The organism is Pseudomonas sp. zfem003, from assembly GCF_032621675.1.
In the GTDB taxonomy this organism is placed as follows: Bacteria; Pseudomonadota; Gammaproteobacteria; order Pseudomonadales; family Pseudomonadaceae; genus Metapseudomonas; species Metapseudomonas otitidis.
Window position 1 is genome coordinate 33,249 of record NZ_JAVYJG010000008.1, and the last position, 23,506, is coordinate 56,754.

18 protein-coding genes are annotated in these 23,506 nt (G+C 68.5%); 9 read left to right on the forward strand and 9 right to left on the reverse strand.

Going from position 1 to position 23,506, the window contains the following annotated elements; genetic code table 11:
• Positions 1 to 34: 34 nt before the first annotated feature.
• From RTK35_RS19630 to RTK35_RS19640, 3 genes are all read right to left on the reverse strand, one after another.
• Positions 35 to 973, reverse strand: coding sequence for a GGDEF domain-containing protein (locus RTK35_RS19630; protein WP_044411717.1), 939 nt, complete (start codon positions 971 to 973; stop codon positions 35 to 37).
• 232 nt (positions 974 to 1,205) lie between these two features.
• Positions 1,206 to 3,113 carry an acyl-CoA synthetase gene (locus RTK35_RS19635; RefSeq protein WP_316908787.1) on the reverse strand — a complete coding sequence of 636 codons (1,908 nt, stop codon included), beginning with the start codon at positions 3,111 to 3,113 and terminating at the stop codon, positions 1,206 to 1,208.
• A gap of 26 nt (positions 3,114 to 3,139) precedes the next feature.
• Positions 3,140 to 3,799, reverse strand: coding sequence for an alpha/beta hydrolase (locus RTK35_RS19640; RefSeq protein WP_316908788.1), 660 nt, complete (start codon positions 3,797 to 3,799; stop codon positions 3,140 to 3,142).
• Between the two features lie 464 nt (positions 3,800 to 4,263).
• On the opposite strand from RTK35_RS19640, the gene RTK35_RS19645 reads away from it, so the two are divergent.
• The 4 genes from RTK35_RS19645 (at position 4,264) to RTK35_RS19660 (ending at position 8,417) form a co-directional block, all read left to right on the forward strand.
• A complete protein-coding gene (locus RTK35_RS19645) occupies positions 4,264 to 5,292 on the forward strand; it encodes an amino acid ABC transporter substrate-binding protein (RefSeq protein ID WP_074970800.1) in 1,029 nt (342 codons plus the stop codon).
• A gap of 63 nt (positions 5,293 to 5,355) precedes the next feature.
• The gene (locus RTK35_RS19650; RefSeq protein WP_074970802.1) at positions 5,356 to 6,540 is read left to right on the forward strand and encodes an amino acid ABC transporter permease; all 1,185 of its coding nucleotides are present in this window, start codon (positions 5,356 to 5,358) and stop codon (positions 6,538 to 6,540) included.
• 10 nt (positions 6,541 to 6,550) lie between these two features.
• Positions 6,551 to 7,645 carry an amino acid ABC transporter permease gene (locus RTK35_RS19655; protein ID WP_074970804.1) on the forward strand — a complete coding sequence of 365 codons (1,095 nt, stop codon included), beginning with the start codon at positions 6,551 to 6,553 and terminating at the stop codon, positions 7,643 to 7,645.
• Positions 7,646 to 7,655: 10 nt separating this feature from the next.
• Positions 7,656 to 8,417, forward strand: coding sequence for an amino acid ABC transporter ATP-binding protein (locus RTK35_RS19660; protein ID WP_107329307.1), 762 nt, complete (start codon positions 7,656 to 7,658; stop codon positions 8,415 to 8,417).
• Between the two features lie 598 nt (positions 8,418 to 9,015).
• Here RTK35_RS19660 and RTK35_RS19665 read toward each other — a convergent pair.
• The gene (locus RTK35_RS19665; protein ID WP_044411700.1) at positions 9,016 to 9,969 is read right to left on the reverse strand and encodes a GlxA family transcriptional regulator; all 954 of its coding nucleotides are present in this window, start codon (positions 9,967 to 9,969) and stop codon (positions 9,016 to 9,018) included.
• Positions 9,970 to 10,091: 122 nt separating this feature from the next.
• Here RTK35_RS19665 and RTK35_RS19670 point away from each other — a divergent pair, with 122 nt between their 5' ends.
• The 4 genes from RTK35_RS19670 to RTK35_RS19685 all read left to right on the forward strand — a co-directional run bounded on the left by RTK35_RS19670 (position 10,092) and on the right by RTK35_RS19685 (position 12,629).
• The gene (locus RTK35_RS19670; RefSeq protein WP_074970808.1) at positions 10,092 to 10,562 is read left to right on the forward strand and encodes a nuclear transport factor 2 family protein; all 471 of its coding nucleotides are present in this window, start codon (positions 10,092 to 10,094) and stop codon (positions 10,560 to 10,562) included.
• A gap of 80 nt (positions 10,563 to 10,642) precedes the next feature.
• A complete protein-coding gene (locus RTK35_RS19675; RefSeq protein ID WP_044411694.1) occupies positions 10,643 to 11,341 on the forward strand; it encodes a glutathione S-transferase family protein in 699 nt (232 codons plus the stop codon).
• The gene (locus RTK35_RS19680; protein WP_074970810.1) at positions 11,338 to 11,646 is read left to right on the forward strand and encodes a GIY-YIG nuclease family protein; all 309 of its coding nucleotides are present in this window, start codon (positions 11,338 to 11,340) and stop codon (positions 11,644 to 11,646) included. Before RTK35_RS19675 ends, RTK35_RS19680 begins: the two co-directional genes overlap by 4 nt.
• A 50-nt stretch (positions 11,647 to 11,696) precedes the next feature.
• Complete coding sequence (locus RTK35_RS19685) at positions 11,697 to 12,629, forward strand: glutathione S-transferase family protein (protein ID WP_316908789.1); 933 nt, start codon at positions 11,697 to 11,699, stop codon at positions 12,627 to 12,629.
• A 21-nt stretch (positions 12,630 to 12,650) separates the two neighbouring features.
• On the opposite strand, the gene RTK35_RS19690 is transcribed toward RTK35_RS19685, so the two are convergent.
• The 5 genes from RTK35_RS19690 to RTK35_RS19710 all read right to left on the reverse strand — a co-directional run bounded on the left by RTK35_RS19690 (position 12,651) and on the right by RTK35_RS19710 (position 18,307).
• Positions 12,651 to 15,053: a TonB-dependent siderophore receptor gene (locus RTK35_RS19690; protein WP_316908790.1), complete on the reverse strand. Its 2,403-nt coding sequence runs from the start codon at positions 15,051 to 15,053 to the stop codon at positions 12,651 to 12,653.
• Positions 15,054 to 15,145: 92 nt separating this feature from the next.
• A complete protein-coding gene (locus RTK35_RS19695) occupies positions 15,146 to 16,093 on the reverse strand; it encodes a FecR family protein (protein ID WP_316908791.1) in 948 nt (315 codons plus the stop codon).
• Entirely contained in the window at positions 16,090 to 16,596 is a 507-nt protein-coding gene (locus RTK35_RS19700) for a sigma-70 family RNA polymerase sigma factor (protein WP_253123702.1), read from the reverse strand. Before RTK35_RS19700 ends, RTK35_RS19695 begins: the two co-directional genes overlap by 4 nt.
• A 158-nt stretch (positions 16,597 to 16,754) precedes the next feature.
• Positions 16,755 to 17,762 (reverse strand): nucleoid-associated protein YejK, encoded by a 1,008-nt coding sequence (gene yejK, locus RTK35_RS19705; RefSeq protein WP_074970821.1) that lies wholly within the window; start codon positions 17,760 to 17,762, stop codon positions 16,755 to 16,757.
• Between the two features lie 161 nt (positions 17,763 to 17,923).
• Positions 17,924 to 18,307, reverse strand: a complete 384-nt coding sequence (locus RTK35_RS19710) for a hypothetical protein (protein WP_107329303.1) — start codon at positions 18,305 to 18,307, stop codon at positions 17,924 to 17,926.
• Positions 18,308 to 18,523: 216 nt separating this feature from the next.
• Between RTK35_RS19710 and RTK35_RS19715 the strand changes: the two genes are divergently transcribed.
• Positions 18,524 to 23,488: a C39 family peptidase gene (locus tag RTK35_RS19715; protein ID WP_316908792.1), complete on the forward strand. Its 4,965-nt coding sequence runs from the start codon at positions 18,524 to 18,526 to the stop codon at positions 23,486 to 23,488.
• Positions 23,489 to 23,506: the final 18 nt, after the last annotated feature.

Sequence of the window (23,506 nt, forward strand, 5' to 3'; positions counted from 1 at the left end):
CTCTAGCAAGCCGTCGGGGCCGATGCAGCGGGGCTCAGCCGCTAAGGCAGTTTCGTCCCCGCATCTTGGCGTCATAGAGGGCCTGGTCGGCCCGGGCGATCAACGACTTGAGGTCGTCGCGCGGGTCCATCTCGGTGAGCCCGATGGAGACGGTCACCCCCGGCAGCACGCCGACCGGTGAATAGAAGGAGGAAATCTGCTCCAGGCTGGCGCGCAGGCGCTCGCCGATGCGGCGGGCCTCGTCCAGGGCGATGTCCGGCAGGAGGATGACGAACTCCTCGCCGCCAAAGCGTGACATGCTGTCCTTCGGCCGCAGTTGGTTGCGCAGCGTATGGGCCACCAGGCACAGCGCGTAGTCGCCGGCCAGGTGCCCGTGGCGGTCGTTGTAGGCCTTGAAGTGGTCCACATCCAGCATCAGCAGGCACAGCGGCTGGCCGTTGAAGGCGCAGCGGGTGCTCTCGCGGGCGTACACGTGTTCCAGCCAGCGACGGTTGTAGAGGCCGGTGAGGGTGTCGACGTTGGCGTTCTGCTCGGTGTCGAGGATGACCCGGTTGCCGCCGCGCACCCGCTCGCAGAGCAGCTCCAGCAGGTTCTGCATCATCTGCGGGGACTGCTGGAACAGCTTCAGCAGCGCCTCCCGGTGCAGGCGCAGCACGGTGCTGGGCTCGGCGGCGACCACATAGGCAGACGGGTGCTCGTGGTCGATGAAGCTGATTTCCCCGGCGCAGTCACCCACGCCCAGGGTGGACATGGGTTGGTTGTCCAGCGAACCGAGGTAGACCTGCAGGGCACCGCGCACCACCAGGTAGAGGTACTGGTTGCGGTCGAAGGGGGAGAGCAGCACCTCGCCCTGTTCCAGGTCGTAGGCGGTGAATTCGCGCAGGACCTGCCGGAGGCTGTGGGCGGCGACGTTCTGGAACAGCCGTTGATCCTTCAACTGCTGCACATCGGCCTGCCAATGGGCGTTCTTCATGGATCACCTCCATCACGGAGGCCAACGGAAGGGGACATTGCAGAACGGTCCGTGTCATCGCGGGAATTGCATGACCCGACATTATTGCTGCGCAGAGGCGCTTTCAACGCACGCCGGAAGTCGGGCCGACCGGTGGCCGGCGAAAATCCGAAAGGCGTCACAAACCGGCCATTCCATCGGCCGGTTGCAGGGTGGGCAGGCCCCCGTCCGGGTAGTCCGGGGGCGGTGGATCTCAGTCCGCGAGGTACAGCGCGTAGCGCACGGCGAAGCCGGCCAGGCCCTGCTCCAGAGCGCTGCGTCGGGCATCGTCCAGGCCCGGTACATGGATGTGGGCCAGCTGGCCGTGGCGGTCATCGCTGCGCACCTCGACCCGTACGCCGGGGGCGACCTCGGCCAGGCGCTCTTCGAACACGCGACGGATGGCGTCGTGGCGCAGGGCCGGCTTGAAGGTCTTGCCCACGGCGGTGACCGGCAGGGCGTCGATGATCCACACGTCCTTGGGCACGGCGGCGCGCTCCGGCACGTGGGCGGCGGCGTGGGCCAGCAGTTCGTCCTCGCTGGCCTGCTGGCCGGGCTTGAGCTGCACGTAGGCCACCGGCAGTTCGCCGGCCTTCTCGTCAGGCTTGCCGACGGCGGCGGCCATGGCCACGGCGGGGTGGCCGTGGAGGGCCTCCTCGATCATCTGCGGGTCGATGTTGTGACCGCCGCGGATGATCAGGTCCTTGCTGCGGCCGGTCAGCCATATATAGCCGTCGGCATCCATGCGCCCCAGGTCGCCGGTGTTGAACCAGTCCCCATCGACCCAGATGCCGGCGTTCTTGCCGGCCTGCAGGTAGCCCTTGAACACCGTCACGCCGCGCAGGCAGACGTTGCCGATCTCGTTGGCAGCGGCATCGCGCAGGTAGCGACCGTCCTCGTCCAGCACCTTGATGCTCACCTCGCAGTAGGGCATGCGCAGGCCGATGGAGCCGGGGCGGCGCTCGCCGGCATTGGGGTTGCCGCAGCTGCCGCAGGTGCCTTCGGTGAGGCCGTAGCCCTCGATGAGCTTGAGGCCGGTCTTGGCCTCGAACTGGCGGATCAGCTCCACCGGCATCGGCGCGGCGCCGCACAGGGCGTAGCGCAGGCTGGAGAGGTCATGCCCCTCGCTGGGCACCTGCAGCAGGCCGGCGTAGATGGTGGGCACGCCGCTGAAGAAGCTCACCCGGTAGCGCTCGATGACCTTCCAGAAGTTCTGGATCAGCGTGGTGTTGCGGTAGCCCTGGGGCGTGGCCAGCAGCACCTGGGCGCCGACGAAGAAGGGCGCCAGGCCGGTGACCATCACGCCGTTGACGTGGAACAGCGGCAGGCCGCAGAGCGTCACGTCCTGCGGGCCGAGGTGGATGGTGTAGGCGAGGATCATCGCCATCGCCACCTCGTTGCGGTGGGTGTGCGGCGCCAGTTTCGGCGTGCCGGTGGTGCCGCCGGTGTGGAAGTAGGAGGCGATGTCGTCCGGGGCGATCACCCGGCCGCTCTCCAGGTGGTCGGCCGGGCAGTCGGCGATCAGCGTGTCGAAGTCCAGCACGCCCTCCGGCAGCGGGCCGCGCTGGGCCTTGAGGGCGCTGCGCTGGGGTTCCGGCAGGTAGTTGGCCAGGTCCACGGTGACGATGGCCTTGAGCGAGCCGAGGTGGTCGCGCAGGCCGGCCACCTTGTCCCACAGGTCGGTGCCGGGGAAGGGCGCCAGGGTCACCAGCACCTCGGAGTCGGCAGCGCGGACCAGCTCGGCGATGTGCTCGGGCTCCAGCAGCGGGTTGATGGCATTGACGATGCCCGCCGCCTCGCCGCCCCACAGGGTGAAGTGGGTGTGGGGCAGGTTCGGCAGCAGGAACGACACCGCCTTGCCCGGGCGCACGCCCAGGCGGTGGAAGGCGTTGGCGGTGCGGGTGACCTGGGCCAGCAGCTCGGCATAGGTGAGCTGCCAGGGCGTTTCCTCGGCGCTCCCCTGGAGCAGGAAGCTCATCGCGGTGGCTTCGGGGCTGCGCTCGGCGCTCTGGCGGATCAGCTCGTAGGTGCTGGCGGGCATGCCGCGCTCTTCGAGCGGGGTGCGCTCGATCGCTTCGATGTCGCGCAGGGTGACGATGGGCGTGATGGGCGTCTGGGTCATGGCCGGCTTCTTGTGGATTGTTCGGGTCAGCGGACGAGGCGCTCGGCCAGCCAGGCGCCGATGTCGCGCACTTCCTCGGGCAGCACTTCGTGGCCCATGGGGTAGTCGCGCCAGGTCACCGGCACGCCGGCAGCGGCGAGCTTGTCATGGGCGGCGCGGCCCATGGCCGGCGGCACCACGTCGTCGAAGGTGCCATGCAGGCAGAGGGTCGGCAGTTGTAGTTTTGTATCCGCCAGCTCCAGCGCATCGGGGAAGGTGGGCGCGTAGGTGGACAGCGCCATCACTCCGCCCAGGGGGCCGTTCCAGCGCAGGAAGGCGGTGTGCAGCACCACCGCGCCGCCCTGGGAGAAGCCGGCGAGGATGATCCGCGCGGGGTCGATGCCGGCATCGCGCTGGCCTTCGATCAGGTCGATCACCGTCTGCGCCGAGGCTTCCAGCTGGTCCTGGTCGATGGCCCGGGCCGGGGTCATGGCGAGGATGTCGTACCAGGAGGGCATCGCCCAGCCACCGTTGATGGTCACGGCGCGGGTGGGCGCCTGGGGCAGGATGAAACGGGTGCCGGTGAGCTGCTGCTGCAGGGCCTCGGCCACCGGCTGGAAGTCGTAACGGTCCGCCCCCAGGCCGTGCAACCAGATGACGCACGAATCGACGGAGTGTGTAGGTTCCAGGATCAGGGATTCACGCATGTGGGGCTCCGGTTTGGGGCGTGCGCACCAGTGTGGTGCTGGCGCATTGCAGGGTTGTGGTCTATCTGTGAAGAACATGTCGCACCATCAAAACTTTTCCTATTGACCTATCGGAAGAGTCCTTCGGAAAAGGTACTGGTACGAGCCTTGCTAAGGCCGTAGCAGACTGCTGGCACCGGCCGTGAGGTAACACTCCGGGCGGCGGCCCAACGGGTTGGGGCACGGTTCGCCGTGCCCTTGCAAACGTCCGCTGGCTGCGGGGTTCCGCGAAGCCTGTGGACGAAAATCCGTCTCCAGCCCATTTGACCAATGGGCGGGGAAAGCGCGGGACGAGTGGAGCGATGCATCCCCGCTTTCCTTAGGTCCGATTCCCCGGTTGGCCGCCCAGGCGGTTGAACCTGCCTCACGAGGGTACGGCGGTAGGACCGAGACTCCAACACAAATAAAAGCAACTGGAGGTTTTGATGAAGATGGTGAAATCCACCCTGGCTGTGCTGACCGCAGCTGCTGTGCTCGGCGCCAGTGGTTTCGTGCAGGCCGGCGCCACCCTGGACGCAGTGAAGAAGAAAGGCTACGTGCAGTGCGGCATCAGTGACGGCCTCCCGGGCTTCTCCTACGCCGATTCCAAGGGCGAATACAAAGGCATCGACGTGGACGTCTGCCGTGCCGTTGCCGCTGCAGTCTTCGGCGACGCCAGCAAGGTCAAGTACAGCCCCCTGACCGCCAAGGAGCGCTTCACCGCGCTGCAATCCGGCGAAGTGGACATCCTCTCCCGCAACACCACCTGGACCAGCTCCCGCGACGCGGCGATGGGCCTGAACTTCACCGGCGTGACCTACTACGACGGCCAGGGCTTCCTGGTGAACAAGAAGCTGGGCGTTTCCAGCGCCAAGGAACTGGACGGCGCCACCGTGTGCATCCAGGCCGGTACCACCACCGAGCTGAACCTGTCCGACTACTTCCGCGCCAACAACCTGAAGTACACCCCCATCACCTACGACACCTCCGACGAGAGCGCCAAGTCCCTCGAATCCGGCCGTTGCGACGTGCTGACCTCCGACCAGTCCCAGCTCTACGCCCAGCGCATCAAGCTGGCCGCGCCGAACGAGTACGTGGTGCTGCCGGAAGTCATCTCCAAGGAACCCCTCGGCCCGGCCGTGCGCCAGGGTGACGAAGAGTGGTTCGACATCGTGCGCTGGACCCTGTTCGCCCAGCTGAACGCCGAGGAACTGGGCATCGACTCGAAGAACGTCGAAGCCACCGCCAAGTCCACCAAGAACCCCGACGTTGCCCGTCTGCTGGGCGCCGAGGGTGATTTCGGCAAGGACCTCAAGCTGCCGAAGGACTGGGCCGTCCAGATCGTCAAGCAGGTCGGCAACTACGGCGAGATCTTCGACCGCAACGTCGGTGCCGGCAGCGACCTGAAGATCGAGCGCGGCCTCAACGCCCTGTGGAACAAGGGCGGTCTGCAATACGCACCGCCGGTGCGCTGACCGACCACGCTGCCGCCTGCGGAGGCGGGCGGCAGCGTTCCGTTCCAATCGTCGAGGGCTGTCATGCACAACACTTCCCAAGCCCCGCGTGCCCGAGGGTCGGCACTGACCGATCCCAAGGTGCGCGCGTGGCTATTCCAGATCATCGCCGTGGTCGCCGTCGTGGCCTTCGGCTGGTTCCTCTTCCATAACACCCAGGTCAACCTCGAGAAGCGCGGGATCCTTTCCGGCTTCGGCTTTCTCGACCAGAGCGCCGGCTTCGGCATCTCCCAGCACCTGATCGACTACCAGGAAAGCGACACCTACGGGCGCGTCTTCTTCATCGGCCTGCTCAACACGCTGCTGGTGACGGTGATCGGCATCATCCTCGCCACCATCCTCGGCTTCATCCTGGGCGTAGCCCGGCTGTCGCCCAACTGGCTGGTGCGCAAGCTGGCCACCGTGTACATCGAGACCTTCCGCAACATCCCGCCGCTGCTGCAGATCTTCTTCTGGTACTTCGCGGTGATGCTGCCCATGCCCGGGCCGAAGCAGAGCCTCAGCCTGGCCGACACCTTCTTCATCAACAACCGGGGCGTGTACATGCCCTCGCCCACCGTGGCCGATGGCTTCTGGCCCTTCGCCATCGCCGTGCTGCTGTGCCTGGTGGCCATCTATGCCCTGCGGCGCTGGGCCCGCAAGCGCCAGGACGAGACCGGCCAGCGCTTCCCCGTCCTGCTCAGCGCCATCGCCCTGCTGGTGCTGGTGCCCGGCCTCAGTGCTCTGCTGATCGGCAGCCCCTTCCACTGGGAGGTGCCGCAGCTCAGCGGCTTCAACTTCCGTGGCGGCTGGGTGGTGATCCCCGAGCTGGTGGCATTGATGATGGCGCTGTCCATCTACACCGCCGCCTTCATCGGCGAGACCGTGCGCGCCGGCATCCAGGCCGTCAGCCACGGCCAGACCGAGGCCGCCCACTCCCTGGGCCTGCGCCCCGGCCTGACCCTGCGCCTGGTCATCGTGCCCCAGGCCCTGCGGGTGATCATCCCGCCGCTCACCAGCCAGTACCTGAACCTGGCGAAGAACTCGTCCCTGGCGGCCGGCATCGGCTACCCCGACATGGTCTCGCTGTTCGCCGGCACCACGCTCAACCAGACCGGCCAGGCCATCGAGGTGATGGGCATCACCATGAGCGTCTACCTGGCCATCAGCATCAGCATTTCGCTGCTGATGAACGCGTACAACAAGCGCATCGCGCTGATCGAGCGGTGAGGGCACAGCCATGAACACCCATACCTTCAAGCCCGATCTGCCGCCGCCGAGCAACGTCGTGGGGCCGGTCGCCTGGCTGCGCCACAACCTGTTCGCCAGCCCGCTGCACGTCGTGCTCACCCTGCTGTCGCTGTACCTGTTGTGGCTGATCCTCCCGCCGCTGCTGAACTGGGCGGTGATCCACGCCACCTGGAGCGGCACCACCCGCACCGACTGCACCGGCGAGGGCGCCTGCTGGGTCTTCATCCAGCAACGCTTCGGCCAGTTCATGTACGGCTTCTACCCCAGCGAACTGCGCTGGCGGGTGGACGTCACCGTGTGGCTGGCGATCATCGGCGCTGCGCCGCTGTTCCTGAAGAAGATGCCCCACAAGGCCCTGTACGGGATCGGTTTCCTGGTGGTCTACCCGCTGCTGGCCTTCTGGCTGCTGCACGGCGGGCTGGGTCTGCAGGAAGTGTCCACCAGCCGCTGGGGCGGCCTGATGCTGACCCTGGTGATCGGCTACGTCGGCATCGCCGGCGCCCTGCCGCTGGGCATCCTGCTGGCCCTGGGGCGGCGCTCCAAGCTGCCGGCGATCAAGGTCATCTGCGTGACCTTCATCGAGTTCTGGCGCGGCGTGCCGCTGATCACCGTGCTGTTCATGTCCTCGGTGATGCTGCCGCTGTTCCTGCCCGAAGGCATGAACCTCGACAAGCTGCTGCGCGCCCTGGTGATGGTGATCTTCTTCGAGGCGGCCTACGTGGCCGAAGTGGTCCGCGGCGGCCTGCAGGCCATCCCCAAGGGCCAGTACGAAGCCGCCGCCGCCCTCGGCCTGGGCTACTGGCGCAGCACCGCGCTGGTGATCCTGCCGCAGGCGCTGAAGCTGGTCATCCCCGGCATCGTCAACACCTTCATCGCCCTGTTCAAGGACACCAGCCTGGTGATCATCATCGGCCTGTTCGACCTGCTCAACAGCATCAAGCAGGCGACCACCGACCCCAAATGGCTGGGCATGTCCACCGAAGGCTACGTATTCGCCGCCCTGGTCTACTGGATCTTCTGTTTCAGCATGTCGCGCTACTCCATGAGGCTGGAGCGCAAGCTGCATACCGGGCACAAGCGTTAGGAGAATCTGAATGAGTGAAGCAATCCGCAATGACGCCGCTGCGCCGATCATCCAGCTGCAGGGCGTGAACAAGTGGTACGGCCAGTTCCACGTGCTCAAGGACATCAACCTGAACGTCAAGCCGGGCGAGCGCATCGTGCTGTGCGGCCCGTCCGGCTCCGGCAAGTCCACCACCATCCGCTGCATCAACCGCCTGGAAGAGCACCAGCAGGGCCGCATCGTCGTCGACGGCACCGAGCTGACCAACGACCTCAAGCAGATCGAGACCATCCGCCGCGAAGTGGGCATGGTGTTCCAGCACTTCAACCTGTTCCCGCACCTCACCGTGCTGCAGAACTGCACCCTGGCACCGATGTGGGTGCGCAAGATGCCCAAGCGCCAGGCCGAAGAGATCGCCATGCACTACCTGGAGCGCGTGCGCATTCCCGAGCAGGCCCACAAGTTCCCCGGCCAGCTCTCCGGCGGCCAGCAGCAGCGCGTGGCCATCGCCCGCGCCCTGTGCATGAAGCCGAAGATCATGCTGTTCGACGAACCCACCTCCGCCCTCGACCCCGAGATGGTGAAGGAAGTGCTCGACACCATGGTCGGCCTCGCCCAGGACGGCATGACCATGCTCTGCGTGACCCACGAGATGGGCTTCGCCCGCACCGTGGCGGATCGGGTGATCTTCATGGACAAGGGCGAGATCGTCGAACAGAACGAACCCAACGCCTTCTTCGACAACCCGCAGAACGAGCGCACCAAGCTGTTCCTCGGGCAGATCCTGCACTGATCGTCAGCACGACACGGAAAGGGGCCTTCGGGCCCCTTTTTCGTTTCCGCCGTAGCCCGGACTTCAGTCCGGGAGCGCCGGTTATTCCATTCCTGGGCTGAAAGGCTTCGCGAGCAGAGCTCGCTCCCACCGAGCCAGAGCGCTCCGTAGCCCGGGAATCCCTCCGGCTGGCACCGACTCCGTAGGAGCGAGCTCTGCTCGCGAACGCCCATCCCAGGCACCACCGCCGGCCCCGGACTGAAGTCCGGGCTACAGGCGGCCACCCTGTGGGAGCGGCTTCAGCCGCGATATCCGTGCACCGATTCGCGAATGAATCCGCTACCACATACCGGCGTGTCGCCAGTCGGGGCGTAGGGTGGATGGCGCTTTTTCCATCCACCAATGTCGTTCGCCGTGACCACCACAGGGTGGACCGGTGAAGCGTGATCCACCCTACGCCCTGGCAGGATCGCCCTTACCGTGATGAGCAGTCAGAAGCCCTATCGACCTCGCGTCGCCAAGGCGGATTGACAGGGAATGGCCTACGGTCCGGCTGGGCACGAGTAGCCCGGGCTTCAGTCCGGGAATGCCGGCCACTCCGCACGGTGCATGACGCGGATCACGCCTGTTCCCGCAGGCGCCTGCGGAAGGCCCCTGGCGTTTCCCCGCACACCTGCTTGAACAGCTTGGCGAAGGTCGCCCGGTCGCCGTAGCCCACCTGCGCCGCCACCTGCTCCAGGGAGCGGCCCGGGTGGCGCAGGGCGAGCTGGGCGGCGCCGATGCGCAGGCGCTGCACGTACTCGTTCGGGGTCAGCCCGGTCACCGTGCGGAAGCGCCGCAGCAGGGTGCGGGTCGAGCAGTGGGCCCGCGCCGCCAGGCCCGGCAGGTCGATGGGCTCGGCGTAGTGGGCCTGCAGCCAGGCCAGCAAGGCGCCCAGTTGCGGGTCGTCCAGGCCGGCCTCGGGGACCAGCGGGGCGAAGCGGTTCTGGCCGCCGCGCTCGCGCTCCACCACCAGCGCGCTGGCCACCCGCTGGGCCAGCCACTCGCCGGCGTGCCGGGCGATCAGGTGCAGGCACAGGTCCAGCCCGGCCTGGGCGCCGCCGGAGCAGAAGCGCTCGCCGTCCTCGGTGTACAGCGCATCCGCCTCCAGTCGCACCCCGGGGAAGCGTTGGCGAAAGGCGCCGGCCAGGGCCCAGTGGGTGGTGGCGCGCCGGCCTTCCAGCAGCCCGGCGGCGCCCAGCAGGAAAGCGCCGCTGCACAGGCTGGCCACCTGCTGCCGGGCGGGTCGCTGCGCCAGCCAGCGCAGCAGCTCCGGGTTGGCGGCGATGGTGCGTTCCACCGCGCTGCCGGTGGCCGGCAGCATCACCAGGCGCGCACCTTCGGCCAGGCCCAGGTCGCCATCCACGCGGATGCTGGCCATGCCCAGGTCCACCGGCTGGCCATCCCGGCTGACCCGCAGCACCTCGAACAGCGCCTCGCCCGCCAGGGCATTGGCCAGGCGGAACGCGTCGTCGGCCATGGCCAGGCTGGAGCAGACCGTCTGTGGGCAGACCAGCAGGGCGATTCGGATCATCACAAGGCTCGGCACAGTGGGGAAGAGTGGCGATTATTGACACAAAGATGGCGATACAGCCAATCGCCGCCCAGCGGAAAGGCGTCGATACTCTCCTCACCCCACTTGCCGCGAGTCGCCCCATGAGCCACCCCAACGCCGCCCTCATCGAACGCTTCTACCGCGCCTTCCAGGCCCTGGACGCCGAGACCATGGCCGCCTGCTACGCCGCTGACGTGCGCTTCGCCGACCCGGTGTTCACCGACCTGCGCGGCAGCGAGGCGGCGGACATGTGGCGCATGCTGACCCAGCGCGCCCAGGCCTTCTCCCTGACCTTCGACGGTGTTGAGGCCGATGACCGCGAGGGCCGCGCGCGCTGGGTCGCCACCTACCTGTTCAGCCAGACCGGGCGCACCGTGGTCAACCGCATCGAGGCGCGCTTCCGCTTCGAGAACGGCCTGATCGTCGAGCACCGCGACAGCTTCGACCTGTGGCGCTGGGCCCGCCAGGCCCTCGGCGCCAAGGGCCTGCTGCTGGGCTGGCTGCCGCCGGTGCAGGCGGCGATCCGCCGCCAGGCCGCTCACGGGCTGGCCGCCTGGCGCGCCAACCACTGAGCAGCCGGAGCCGGGGTGGCGCGATGCTACCCGGGCAACCTGCTAAGCTCGCCGGCGGATTGTTCACCGGTAACTTCTTCATGATCAGGCTCTACCAGTTCCCTGCCGGGTTCGACGTGCCCAACGTCAGCCCCTTCTGCCTCAAGCTGGAGACCTTCATGCGCCTGGCCGGCGTGCAGTACCAGGTGCGTGCGCTCCGCGACCCGCGCAAGGCCCCCAAGGGCAAGCTCCCCTACATCGACTTCGACGGCGAGCTGATCGCCGACAGCGCCATCATCCAGCGGGTGCTCACCGAGCGCCTGCACCTGGAACTCGACCAGCACCTCGACGCCGAGGCCCGTGGCCGCGCGGTGGCCGTCACCCGCCTGTGCGACGACCACCTCTACTGGCTGCTGGTGTACTTCCGCTGGCTGGAGCCGGAGGGCTGGCAGCAGACCCGCCAGGCCTTCTTCGGCCACCTCGGCCCGGCACTGCTGACGCTGATCACCCCGCTGATCCAGCGTCGCGTCAGGGCCGACCTGAGTGCCCAGGGCTTCGCCCGCCACGAGCGGGAAGACCTGCTCACCTTCGCCCGGGAAGACCTGCAGGCCCTCACCGACCTGCTCGGCGACGCCCCGTTCTTCGGCGGCGACCACCCCTGCAGCGCCGACGCCTCCGCCTACGGCGTGCTGGCTAACCTGGTGTTCTGCTCCCTGCAGACCCCGCTCAACCGCCTGGCGCGGGAATACCCCGTGCTGGTGGACTACTGCCAGCGATTGCGAGCCGTGGCCTGGGCATGAGTGCAGCGCCACCCCGGCCCTGGTTCGTCTACCTGGTGCGTGCGTTGAACGGTGCGTTGTACTGCGGCATCAGCGACCACCCGCTGCGCCGCTTCGAGCAGCACCAGAGCGGCAAGGGCGCGCGCTTCTTCCATTCCAGCCCGGCCCAGGCGCTGGTCTACGTCGAGGTCTGCGCCAGCAAGGGCGATGCCCTGCGCCGCGAGCGCGCCATCAAGGCCCTGAGCAAGCGCGCCAAGGAGGCGCTGGTGGCGACCTGCATCAGCGAGGCTGATGGCCTGTCATGCCCGCTGGGCGATAGGCCGTAGCGCGCTGGCCGGTTAAGCTGCGGCTCCCACGCCACCCGATGGAGCGCGCCATGCACGAGCTGATCCTGCACCACTATCCCGCCTCGCCCTTCGCCGAGAAGGCCCGCCTGATGCTGGGCTTCAAGCAGTTGTCCTGGCGCTCGGTGCACATTCCCCGGGTGATGCCCAAGCCCGACCTGATGGCCCTGACCGGCGGCTACCGCAAGACGCCGGTGCTGCAGGTGGGCGCCGACATCTACTGCGACACCGCCCTGATCGCCCGTCGCCTGGAGCAGGAAAAGGCCGTCCCGGCGCTGCTGCCCGATGCCCACGCCTTCAACATCGCCAGCTTCTGCCACTGGGTGGACGCGGTGATCTTCCAGCACGCCGTGACCCTTGTGTTCCAGCCCGAATCGGCCGCCGTGCGCTTCGCCGGCCTGCCGCCGGAAGCGATCAAGGCCTTCATGGCCGACCGCGCCGCGCTGTTCAGCGGCGGCACCAGCAGCCGCCTGCCGCTGGAGGTGGCCCGGCACAACTGGCCCACCTTCATGGCCCGGGTCCAGGCGCAACTGGCCGCCGGCGGCGACTTCCTCTTCGGCGAGCCGAGCATGGCCGACTTCTCCCTGGCCCACTGCCTGTGGTTCCTCAAGGGCACCCCGGTCACCGCCCCGTTGGTGGATGACTACCCGGCGGTCGCCGCCTGGCTGGGCCGCGTGCTCGGCTTCGGCCATGGCGCCTCCAGCGAGCTGAGCGCTGCCGAGGCCATCGAGATCGCCCGCGCCGCCGAACCGGCCCCGCTGCCGGCCGAGCCCTTCAGCGATGCCAATGGCCTGGTGGCCGGCCAGGCGGTCAGCATCGCCGCCACCGACTACGGCGTCGACCCGGTGGAAGGCGAGCTGCTGTTCGTCGGCCTGGAAAGCCTCATCCTGCGCCGCGAGGACGACCGCGCCGGCGTGGTCCACGTGCACTTCCCGCGGGTCGGTTTCCGCATCGAGGCGCGCTGACAACACCGGGCGTCGCTACCTTCAGAAATCGCCGCGCAGGGTGAGCATGTAACTGCGCGGCGTGCCGTACGTGGTGCCTCGCGTCCAGTAGCCGGTAGAGGCGAAGTAGGTGCGGTCGAACAGGTTCTCGACGTCCAGGGCGACGGTCCAGTTCGAGTCGACCTTATAGGCCGCCCGCGCGTCGAAGATCGCCCGGCCGCTGTTGTCGGTGCCGTTGTAGGCATCTTCGTAGCCGGATTGCGCGGACACACCGCCGCCGACGCTGAAGCGGTTCCACTCGCCCGGCAAGGTGTAGAGGGTATTGAGACGCAGCAGGTGCTTGGGGGTCTGCGCGGAGATGGGCCCGCCATCCTCCGAGCGGGTGGTGTTGAAGGTGTAGCCGGCCGCTACCTGCAGCCCTGGCAGTACCTCTCCGCTGGCTTCCGCCTCGAAGCCCTTGCTGCGGCTGATGCCATCGCTGTTCACCCAGCAGCGTCCCGCGACATCCTGCGTGCACTTGCCGTCGTTGGCGTAGTCGCGGGCGGCCATGTCCTCCTGCTCGATGTAGAACAGCGCGAAGGACAGATTCAGGCGTTTGTCGAACAGCTCGCCCTTTATCCCGGTCTCGTAGTTGGAGCCGATGGAGGGGTCCAGCATGCGACCGCCCACGGTGCGATAGCTGGCCTGGGGCATGAAGATGTCGGCGTAACTGGCATACAGGGTCCAGGTTTCATCGAGGTCGTAGAGGGCGCCGACGAAGGGCGTGAACTCGTGCTTCTGCTGGTTGGTGGAGAGCAGGTCACCGTTCCAGGCGTCGGTCTTGTACCAGCTCAGACGGCCGCCGAGGACCAGGCTGAGGGCTTCGGTCATGTGCAGGCGGGCGTTGAGGTAGGTGCCGTAGCGGGTTTCGAGGGTGTCGTCCTTGGCGTCCCAGGCCTGGCGGGCGAGGCGGGGCACGTTGCCGTGGTCGGGATTGAACACGTCGAGGGGGATGGGGCTGGGCAACGCGACGGTGGCGTCCTTGTCGTTCATCTTGCGCCTGGACCAATTGGCACCCAGGGTCACTTGGTGGGACAGGCCGAAGGCTTCGAACTCCCCGTCCAGGTGGCCGTCGACGGCATTCGAGGTGGCATCGAACTTGTGGTAGCCGATGCCGCTGACCATCGGGCCGCCGGGGCTGCCGTAGGTCAGCGTATCGCCTGCGCTCCATTCGATGGCGCTGCGGTTATAGCTGCTTTCGGAGTGGGACAGCGCCAGTTTGCCGGTCCAGGTGTCGTTGAAGCGATGGTCGAGGTCGGCGAACACTTCGTCGATGCGGCTCTGCAGCTTGGCCCAGTCCTGTCCGAGGAAGGTCGAGCGCTTGAGGTGCGGGTTGCTGCCATCGGGGTTCATCGGCAGGCCCAGCACGCTGTAGCCGTCGATGCGCGAGGTCTGCCGGCGCAGCCCGAAAGCGACCGTGGTGGCGTTGTTCAGGTCGGCTTCGAGGATGCCGTAGAGCAGCGGGCGCTTGGACGTGGTGACATCAATGAACGACCCGCGATCCTCATAGGAAGCGACCATGCGGCCCCGCAGGGTGCCCTCGTCGTTCAGTCGGCCGCTGGCGTCCAGGTCGAGGCGGTAGGTGTCCCAGGACCCGGCGCGGGTGGTGATGGTGAAACGCGGGTCCAGGGTCGGGCGCTTGCGCACCAGGTTCACCGCGCCGCCTGGGTTGCCGGCTCCCACCAGAAGCCCGGAGGCGCCACGCAGTACTTCGACGCGATCGAAGATCGCCATGTCCGGCGGCATCCAGCCGGTGTAGGCGAAGGCTTGTCCGGGCACGCCGTCGACCATGTAGCTCTCGTCGGTGAGATCGAAGCCCCGGGAACTGAAGTGGTGGTTGCCGTAGCCACGGTTGGCGCGGGTGATGCCCGGTGTCTGGGCCATCACCTGGTCGAGGGACACGAGGTTCTTGTCGTCCATCAACTGGCGCGTGACCACGGTCACCGATTGTGGGGTTTCGCGCAGGGAGCGCGCGGTCTTGCCGAGGGTCACCGCGCCGGTGGTGTAGGAGCCGCTGCCTTCGGTGGTTTCGCCCAGTCCGCTGCTGTTGATGTCGGTCGCGCTCAATTCGAGTGCACCACCGGCATCCACGGCCGGTGCCACGCTGAAGGTGCCGCTGCGGGTGACGATCACCTGCAGGCCACTGCCTCGCAGGGCACGCTGCATGGCCTGCAGGGCACTCATCTCGCCCTGTATGGCCGGCGCGTATTTGCCGGCTACCAGCGCCGGGTCGAGGGCTATCACCTGGTCGCTCTGACGGGCGATGGCGTTGAGCGTCTCCGCCAGGCCGGCAGCCGGCAGGTCGAAGCGCTGCACGGCGTGCTGGACGGAACCGTCGGCTCGGACAAAGGCCGAGGGCGCGGCAGCCAGGGCTATGGCGAGAGCAAGGGGCCAGGGTTTGAGCACGGGGGTTCTCCTGAAAGGGTGGGCGTGTCAGGAGAGAGGTGCAACGAGTACGAAAAACCGGACATGAATGCGAAAGTTTTTCACTCGCACTTTTAGCGGGTGTCGATCAGCGTCAGCCAGGGGCCGTAGCGCTCGATGCGGATTGGCAGGGTTTCCGCCAGTGCGGCAAGGGTGCGTTCGCTGTCGTCCAGGGGGAACACGCCCTGCACACGCAGGTCGCGTACTGCCGGGCTGACACGGATCAGCCCGGCACGGTAAGGGCGCAAAGCATCGACCACCGCCGCCAGGGGTTCGTCGAGCACACTGAGGCGGCCCTCGACCCAGTCAGCCCGGAAGGCCTGGCCGCGAGGCAGTGGCTCGATGCGCTGGTCGTGCAGCAGGGCGGCCTGGCCTTCAGTCATGTCCAGCGTGGTGCGGTTGGGCAGCGAGGCGCGCACGGCATGCTCCAGCACCACCACGCGGGTGGCCCCCGCCAGTTGCTCGACCAGGAAGCGCGTGCCGAGCGCACGGATCTCACCTTGAGCGCTGCGCACAACGAAGGGGCGCGACGGGTCCGCTGCCACCTGGACCACCAGGGCGCCTTGGTACAGGTGCAGCAGGCGATGCTCGGCGGAGGGGGCGAAATCGGCGGCGCTGCCGGCGTTCAGGTCCAGCTGGCTGCCATCAGCGAGGGTGAAATGGCGTCGTTCGCCGGTGCCGGTGCGCAGGCCTGCCATCAACGCCTGGCCTGGCTGGCTGCGGCCGCCGAGCCAGAGCCCGCCACCGAGCAGGCCGATGCCGACCAGGCTGCGCAGCAGGTCGCGGCGGCCTGGTTCGTGTTGCAGCAGGCTCTCGCGCAGGGCTTGGGGGGCTCGGCTCACGATGTCGTAGTGGCCGCCCAGGCCGCGTTGCAATTGCGCCCAGGCGTGCGCATGGGCGGGCGCTTGCTCCAGCCACTGCTGGAACAGCGCCTGCTGGTGTGCGTCGGCGTGCCCGTTGCGCAGGCGTACCATCCAGGCGATGGCCTCTTCGGCGGCCGGAGCCAATGCGTCGCGGCTCACGGCTGGGCCCCGCTCAGGTAGCACTGGCGCAGGGCCTGGGTCATGTAGCGGCCGACGGTGCGCTCGGAGACGCCCAGGCGCCGAGCTATCTCCGCGTAGCCGAGACCGTCGAGCTGGCTCATGAGAAAGGCCTTCTTTACCGTCAGCGGCAGGCCGGCAAGGCTGTGGTCGATGGCGTGCAGGGCTTCCAGCAGCAGGTGGCTTTCTTCCGGGGAGGGCACCAGTTCCTCCGGCAGCAGCATCAGCCGCTCCAGGTAGGCCTGCTCCAGGCGTTTGCGGCGGTGGCGATCGAAGATCAGTCGGCGAGCGATGGTGGAAAGGTAGGCACGGGGCTGTTCGATGCTGTCCGGGTCGACCCGCGCAGCGAGCAACTGGCAGAAGGTTTCGGCTGCCGTGTCCTCGGCATCCGCGCGGTTACGCAACTGCCGCTGCACGTGCTGCAGCAACCAGCGATGGTGGTCGCTGAAGAAGAAGCCCAGTTTGCTGGAGGAGGAGGCGGGCAAGGGAGCGATCCGGGCTCAAATGAGAATGCGTCGCATCTTATCGGGGCCGGTGCCTGTTCCGCAATCACGGGAAGGCTGGGGGGGCTGCCGAGTACCCAGAGAAAACCCGGCGTGTGCCGGGTTTCCGTTCTGCATGCCTCACCAGGGTGGCGCTGCGATCAGTTGTCCTTGCGGCGCTTGAGCTGATCCTTCAGCTGGGTCGGCACCTGCCGGATGATCAGCATGTCGCGGCCCTCGTCGTACTCGATCTTCGAACCCAGCAGGTGGGCCTCGAAGCTGATGGACAGGCCCTCGGCACGGCCGGTGAAGCGCTGGAACTGGCTGAGGGTGCGCTTGTCCGGCGGGATCTCCGGAGACAGACCGTAGTCCTTGTTGCGGATGTGCTCGAAGAACGCACGCGGGCGGTCCTCGTCGATCAGCCCGGACAGCTCTTCCAGGGTGATGGCCTCGCCCAGCTTGGCCTGGGTGGTGGCGTAGTCCACCAGGGTCTTGGTCTTCTCGCGGGCCTGTTCCTCGGCCAGGTCCTCCTGCTCGACGAAGTCGCTGAAGGCCTTGAGCAGGGTGCGGGTCTCGCCCGGGGCGTCGACGCCTTCCTGGCAGCCGATGAAGTCGCGGAAGTAGTCCGAGACCTTCTTGCCGTTCTTGCCCTTGATGAAGGAGATGTACTGCTTGGACTGGGCGTTGTTGCGCCATTCCGAGAGGTTGATGCGCGCCGCCAGGTGCAACTGGCCCAGGTCCAGGTGGCGGGCGGGGGCCAGCTCCAGGGATTCGGTCACCGTCACCCCTTCGCTGTGGTGCAGCAGGGCGATGGCCAGGTAGTCGGTCATGCCCTGCTGGTAGTGGGCGAACAGCACGTGGCCGCCGGTGGAGAGGTTGGACTCGTCCATCAGCTTCTGCAGGTGCTCCGCCGCCTGGCGGGTGAAGGGCGCGAACTCGCCGCCCTCCAGGTAGGCCTTCAGCCAGCCGCTGAAGGGGTAGGCGCCGGACTCCTCGTGGAAGAAGCCCCAGGCCTTGCCCTGCTTGGCGTTGTAGCTGTCGTTGAGGTCGGCCAGCAGGTTCTCGATGGCCTTGGACTCGGCCAGCTCGCTGTCGCGCGCGTGCAGGGTGGAGGCGCTGCCGTCGGGCTTCTTGTCGATGAGGTGGACGATGCAATGGCGAATCGGCATGGACGTATCCGGGAACGGTGGACGGGGCGACCGCTGGGGTCGGCTGAGGGGCGGAAGTCTAACAGGCTCCCGGCGCAACGGCGCGGCGGGTGGTCGTTTCGCGGGAGGGCGGAGAAGCGAAAACGCCCGCATGTGCGGGCGTCTTCCGGGGGCCGGACGCGCTATTCCTCGCGGTAGCCGTCGTTATCGCGGTCTTCATCCGTGCCACCGAAACGAACGTCACGCTTGCCGTCGTTGTCGATGTCCTCATCGGTGCCGCCGTACTGGGCATCGCGCCGCCCGTCGTTATCGCTGTCCTCGTCCGTGCCACCGAACTCGGCATCACGGCGCCCATCGTTGTCCAGGTCCTCGTCCGTGCCGCCGAAGCGGGCATCGCGGCGGCCATCATTGTCCAGATCCTCGTCCGTACCACCGTAGGTGGCATCGCGGTATCCGTCGTTATCCACATCCTCGTCCATGGCATGGGCCGTCACCGCCCCCAGCGCCACCACGGTCAAAAGCACGCCCAACACACGTTTGGTGAAGACACCCGCTTTTGTCGCCATCTCGTTTCTTCGCTCCTGAAGGAACCCGACGACTGCTACCCGGTTCACACCCCTGTGAACCGATGAGTCGTCGTGCAGTAGAACGCGGCCGCAGGCGCTGGTTCTGCCCGGTGCCGGGCATTATTCTTTTCAGCCTGTTTCGCGGATGAATCCGCTCTCACCTTGAGCGTGGCGCCACGTCAGCGTGGCGGCCCCGCCTGACCAGGGATGGTTCCGATGACCGACATCGCCCTCGATCTACCCGCCCACCAGCGCGCCGAGCTGCTGCACGCCATCGAGGCGCTGGCCGACCGTGGCCTGTTCCTCCAGGCCCATGCCCTGGCCGGCCGCCTGGGTGACTACCGCCAATGGCGCGACCCCGCCGCCCTGGCGCTGGCCTGCCGCCTGGTCGGCCACATGGGCGCGCCGCGCCTGGCCGACGCCCTGGCCTGGCGTACCTACCGCCGCCACCCCGAATCCCCCGAGGCACGCCTGCGCTATGCGCGCTTCCTGCTCTCGCGTCGCGGGCAGTACCGCGCCTGGCGCTTCGTCCAGGGGTTCGACGGCTGGTTGCCCGAGGCGCCCGAGCTGCGCGCTGAATGGCTGTCCTTCCTCGGTTACCTGCACGCGCTGCTGCGTGATTTCGACCGCAGCGCCGAATGCCACGCCGAAGCTGAGCGCCTGCTGCCCGGCGACCCGTGGTTGCCGGTGGAGCGCTCCTACAGCCTGGAGCAGGAGGACCGCTACGAAGAAGCCCTGGCCCTCTGCGAAGCCGTGCTCGCCGAGCGCCCCGACTACCGCGGCGCCCAGCACCAGGCCGCGCAGCTGGAACTGCAACTCGGCCGCGAGGACGCCGCCCTGGCGCGCCTGCGGGCCGATTGCGCGCGCAGCGAGAGCGCCAGCCTGTGTGCCCAGCTCACCGACCTGCTGATCGAACGCGAAGCCCTCGACGAGGCCGAGCACTGGCTGGCCCATGGCGAACAGCTGGCGCCGCTGATGGAGAAGGGCATGCGCGGCTGGTACGCCGCCCGCCGGTGCGACATCGCCTGCCTGCGCGGCGACCTGGCCGCCGGGCATCGCCTGGCCCTGGAGTCGGAGTCGCCGTTCTACCGCAAGGTCGCCGAGCACCTCGCCGAGCCCCAGGGCCGGCGCTGCCTGCTGCCGGTGCGCTTCGTCCGCCAGCACCACATGACCTGCGTACCGGCCACCCTCACCGCGCTGTCCGGTTACTGGGGCCGCCCCGTCGGCCACCTCGAAGTGGCCGAAGAGATCTGCTACGACGGCACCTCCCACCAGGCCGAGCGCGCCTGGGGCGAGCGCAACGGCTGGCTGGCCCGCGAGTTCACCGTGGACTGGGCCACCAGCCGCGCCCTGATCGACCGCGGCATCCCCTTCACCCTGACCCTGCAGTACACCGGCAGCGGCCACCTGCAGGCCGTGGTGGGCTACGACGAACCCCGTGGCACCCTGCTGATCCGCGACCCCGGCCAGGCCCACTTCGGCGAATCCCTCGCCGTCGGCCTGCTGGAGAGCCAGCGCCCCTCCGGCCCGCGCGGCATGCTCCTGCTGCCCCCCGAGGAAGCCCACCAGCTGGACGGGCTGGAACTGCCCGAAAGCGACGTGTGGGATCACTACTACCGCCTGGTCAGCGCCCTGGAAGTGCACGACCGCGAAGAGGCCGAGGCCGCCCTCCAGGCCCTGCGCCAAGCCGCGCCCGAGCACCGCCTGGCCTACCAGGGCCTGCGCGCCCTCGGTTGGTACGACGGCCGCGAGAGCCAGGTGCTGGAAGCCACCGAAGCGCTGCTGCAGCGCTTCCCCGAAGACGCCAACCTGATCCTCTCCAAGGCCACCTCGCTGTCCCAGCTGGAAAGCCGCGAAGTCCACCTCGACTGGCTCGCCCAGCACTGCCAGGAACGCTGGTGCGACCCCGTGCTGCTGGTGCGCTACACCAGCGTCCTCGGCGAAGACGGCCGCGACGCCCCCGAGGCCCGCCGCCTGCTGGCCCGCGTCCTGCGCCAGGCACCGACCAACGCCCTGGCCTGGAACGAGCTGGCCAGCCAGCTGTGGAGCGCCGGCGAGCGCGAGGCGGCCTGCGACTACTACCGCATCGCCGCCTGCCTGCACGACACCAACGAAGGCTTCAGCGTCCAGTACTTCCGCGCCCTGCGCTTCCTTGGCCGCCAGGAGGAGGGCCTGGCCTTCCTGCGTCGCCGGCAGGCACGCCTGGGCAGCCTGGACGCCGGCCCGAGCCTGACCCTCGCCGAATGCCTGGAGGAGCTGGACTTCTCCCGCGAGTGCCGCGAGGTCCTGGAGCAGGCCGTCGAACAGCGCCCGCGCGACCCCGCGCTGCTGCTCAGCCTGGCCGACTTCTACGGGCGCATCGGCGAACTGGAGCTGAACCAGGCCCTGCTCGAACGCGCCGAACCGGTCAGCCGGCGCGGCAACTGGCTGCGCGCCGCCGTGCTGCACAGCCAGCGCGCCGGCGGTGACCTCGAACAGGCCCAGGCCTGGTGCCGCGAAGCCGCCGAACTGGACCCGCTGAACATGCGCGTGCACCGCCTGCAGGTGGACCTGCTGCTGCAGAGCGCCGGCGAAGAGGCCGTGGACGCCTACGTCGAAGCCCTGGTGGCGCGCTTCCCCCATCACCGGGGCATTGCCGACCTGGCCGTGGAGCGGGCCAAGCGGCGCTCCCTGGAAGACACCGAGACCGCCCTGCTGCGCCTGCTGGCCAGCCACCCCGAGCACGCCTGGGCGATCCGCGAACTGGCCGTGACCCTGGCCCGCCTCGGGCGCGACGACGAAGCCCTGGAGACCTGCGAGCGGGCCATCCAGGTGGAGCACGGCGCCACCAGCGCCCAGTCCACCCTCGGCTTCGTGCACCTGCAGGCCGGCCGCCGCGAGGCTGCCCGCGAGGCCTTCCGCCTGGCGCTGGCCCGCAGCATCGACAACGACTACGCCCTGAGCATGCTGCTGGACAGCTGCGCCAGCCGCGAGGAACTGGACGAAGCCCTGGCCTACATCCACACCCAACTGGTGCAGCAGGTGAACTTCGGCGACGGCTGGCTCACCTACGCCTACCAGGCCCGCGCCCTGCTGGACGACGCCGCGCTGCTGGAGCAGCTCCAGGCCGCCCTGGAGCGCCAGCCGGACACCTGGCAGCTGTGGGTGGTCACCGCCCGCCAACTGGCCTTCCTCGAACGCACCGACGAGGCCGACGCCCTGCTGGCCCGTGCCCAGGAACGCTTCAGCCAGATGCCGCGCCTGGGCCTGGAGCGCGCCCTGCTGCTGCGTGACCAGGGCCGCTACGCCGAGTGCCGCGAGACCCTGCGCGACAGCCTGCGGATCAACCCGCTGTGGACCCAGAGCGTGCGCCTCTACGTGGAAACCCTGGTGGAGGAGGGCACCGGCCTCGACGAGGCTGAAGCCATGCTGCGCGGCGTGCTCCAGCGCACCCCCGACAACACCGACCTGCGCGCCTGGCTCGGCTACGTGCTGGGCGAGCGCGGCGAGATGGCCGCCGGTGCCGACGAGGCCGAGCGCGTCCTGCTCGACGAGCCCGGCAACGGCTGGGCCTGGAACCAGCTGCGCCGCTACAGCGCCGCGCTGGACCAGCCCGAGCGGCCCCTGGCCCTGGCCCGCAGCCTGGTGGAGCGGCGCGCCGGCGACAGCGACGCCTGGCTGGCCCTGGCCGAGCAGGAAAGCGCTGACGAAGCCCGCGAACAGGCCCTGCGCCGCGCCCTGCAGCTCACCCCCCGGCACCGGGGCGCCAACGACCAGCTGGCCCGCCTGCTGCTGGAAGGCGGCCGCCAGGACGAGCTGGATGCCTTGCTCCAGGCGCCCTGCTGGGGCGGCGCGCCACCGGTGGAACTGGCGCTCTACGGCCCCCGCGTGCGCCTGCGCAACGACGACCGCGAGGGCGCCCAGGCCGAACTCGACGCGCTGCTGCGGGTGCACCCGGATGCCTACGACGGCTGGCGCGAGCTGGCCGACCTGCACGACAACGGCGGCAACGCCGAGGCCTACCTGGCCGCCGCCGACCAGATGGTCCGCCTGGAACCGCGCAAGGCCGTCTCCCATGGCTTCCGTGGCCATGCCCTGCTGATGGCCGAACGCAAGGCCGATGCACTGCCGGCCTTCCTCAAGGCCTTCGAGCTGGACCGCGACTACAGCTTCGCTGGGCTGCATGCCTTCGACCTGCTGGCCGAAAACGGCCGGCACGCCGAGTCGGCCGACGTGGTGCGCCGCCTGCTGGCCGGCGAGGCCAGCCCCTCCGCGCTGGTGCGCGGCGTGCGGGCGGCCGGGATGGTCAACGACCGCGAACTGAAGCGCCAGGCCCTGGAGCGGGTCTGCACCACCGCCGCGGGGCTGGACGCCTGGGACGGGGTCGTCGAGGTGCTCGGCGCTCCGGCGGACGACCGCCTCTGGCGCGACGTGATCGAACAGTTCGCCCCGAGCGGTGAGCTGCACCGCATCGCATACCGTCACTGGTTCGCCATGGAGGATGCCCGCTGGCTGCCAGGCACCCTGTGGAAGGCCTTCCAGCGCGTGCTGCCCCAGGATGAAAGTCACGCCGCCCGCCACGGCATGCTCGACCTGCTGGCTGAGCGCAAGAACGCCAGCGGGCTGCTCACGCGCACCCTGGAAGCGTGCGCCCCGGCCATCCGCGAGAACCCCGTGACCTGGGGCATGGCCAGCTACGCGCTGAGCAGCCAGGAACGCTACTCGGCGATGCTCCACTGGATGGGCGACTGGCGCGAGCGCGACGACCTGCCCGCCTGGGCGCTGGACAACCTGTCCCTGGCGCTGCGCGCCCTCAAGCGCGATGCCGAGGCGGCGGAGGTGTCGCGCCTGTCCCTGCAGCGCGACCCTAACAACCACGACGCCATGGCCTGGCTGGTGGGCGACGCCGCCCTGGCCGGCGACCGTGAAGCGGTGGCGGAGTGGCTGGCCCGGCTCGACGGCGTGCAGCTGCGAGGCTTCTACCTGTGCATGAAGCAACTGGCCGAAGGCGCCGCCAAGGCCTGGGAGCAAGGCGATGCGCGGGCCGCCCAGGCCCTGTTCGGTGAGGCGCGCACCTTCGCCCGCAGTGCCGGCAATCACCCGTACTACCGGCGCCTGCGCCATGGCCTGGCGCGGCGCCTGGCCTTCGGCCCGCTGACCCCGAGCTGGGCGGCACTGTGGCGCTGGTTGCAGTTGGCGTAGGTCGTTGAATCGGGCGTT